Raw genomic sequence first — 1,305 nt, forward strand, 5'->3', positions numbered from 1 at the left:
GGCATGGAGCAAGCTCTTCTCCATCTCCTTATAATCCATTTCTGCGACAGGCTTGCGGGCAATCACGACAATATCGCAGTGAAGTCGGATTCGGTCCGCATGATGTCTTAGAATCTCTTTTACTACCCTGCGAATTCGGTTACGCACCACCGCATTGCCAACCTTCTTGCTGACCGAGATCCCTGCGCGAAAACGCTCAACCTTAGATTGCGGCAAGCTATACACGACAAATTGGAAGTTGGCGTTCGATTTGCCGAATCGATACACCTTATTGAAGTCTTCTTTTTTCGTCAGCCTTAACTCTTTTTGCACGTCCATCACCGCCGAGTTCTCGGAAAAGCCCATATTTCCTAGCATTCACACAAGTCATGCGAAATAAACTCGTACTGAGGATGCAGAAATGGCCTTTGCGAATAAAATCAAAAAAAAAGACCACCTCTAAGTGGCCTTCACTTATGCACTAATAACTTTTCTGCCTTTTAAGCGACGAGCTTTAAGAACTTTACGGCCGTTCTTAGTACTCATTCTCGCACGAAACCCATGAACCTTAGCGCGCTTGCTCACATTCGGTTTAAATGTCGGTCCCATCTATTGCACCCCTCTCAAGGAAATCCTATAACTGTTGGCAAAAATACCTTCATCAATTAAATCATATTTCGGATACAAAAGTCAATGCACTTCCCCAACTGGTAAAATTATATATGCACATGTTCGTGAGTACATCCAAACACTTATTCACCTGTGTATAATTATTATTGTCGAAACCAGTGTTATTTGTCGATTTCACACAGATTGTAAACAATATGTAGTGCTGTTGACAACTTTCATACACAAGAGATTGAATTTGTGGATAAATACGCGAATTGCATTGAAAACAAGGCTTCATTCTGCTATCATAATATTGTTTTCGGTTGTGTACAACCTCAGAATATCCTCAACTTATTAACAACGTGTGGATAACTTTGTGAACAAATGCCCCCAGCTGTTATTGCATCATTTCCAATAAGATGGAGTTTTGTGGATACTTTTCGACACGATCCCTTAATGATTGACATAGCAAGGCTTGTGAATACAAGGCTCGCATGCAAAGGAGTGAACAAATTGTGGATGGCCACATACAAGAATTATGGCACCAAGTGTTGTCCATCATCCAGACCAAACTCAGCAAACCCAGCTACGATACTTGGCTGAGGTCAACGCGAGCAACGGTATTTACCGATACATCGCTTGTTATTTGTGCACCGAACAAATTTTCTATGGAATGGCTAGAAAGCCGCTATTCGAAGATGATTCGCAGCACGGTAT

3 protein-coding genes are annotated in these 1,305 nt (G+C 42.0%); 1 reads left to right on the forward strand and 2 read right to left on the reverse strand.

Annotation, left to right across the window (positions count from 1 at the left end):
- Nucleotides 1-312 (reverse strand): ribonuclease P protein component (gene rnpA / locus AC1DWB_RS35385; RefSeq protein ID WP_477545745.1); only part of this gene is annotated, 312 nt, incomplete at its 3' end.
- A gap of 141 nt (nt 313-453) precedes the next feature.
- Complete coding sequence (gene rpmH / locus AC1DWB_RS35390) at nt 454-588, reverse strand: 50S ribosomal protein L34 (protein ID WP_477545746.1); 135 nt, start codon at nt 586-588, stop codon at nt 454-456.
- Nucleotides 589-1,103: 515 nt separating this feature from the next.
- On the opposite strand from rpmH, the gene AC1DWB_RS35395 reads away from it, so the two are divergent.
- Nucleotides 1,104-1,305, forward strand: a 202-nt coding sequence (locus AC1DWB_RS35395; RefSeq protein WP_477545747.1) for a DnaA N-terminal domain-containing protein, incomplete at its 3' end; no start/stop codon positions are given.

This window comes from Paenibacillus sp. P4_E11, from assembly GCF_056401635.1.

Coding starts and splice junctions, on each gene's coding strand:
- rpmH (WP_477545746.1), bottom strand. CDS start 588: ATGGGACCGACATTTAAACCGAATGTGAGCAAGCGCGCTAAGGTTCAT.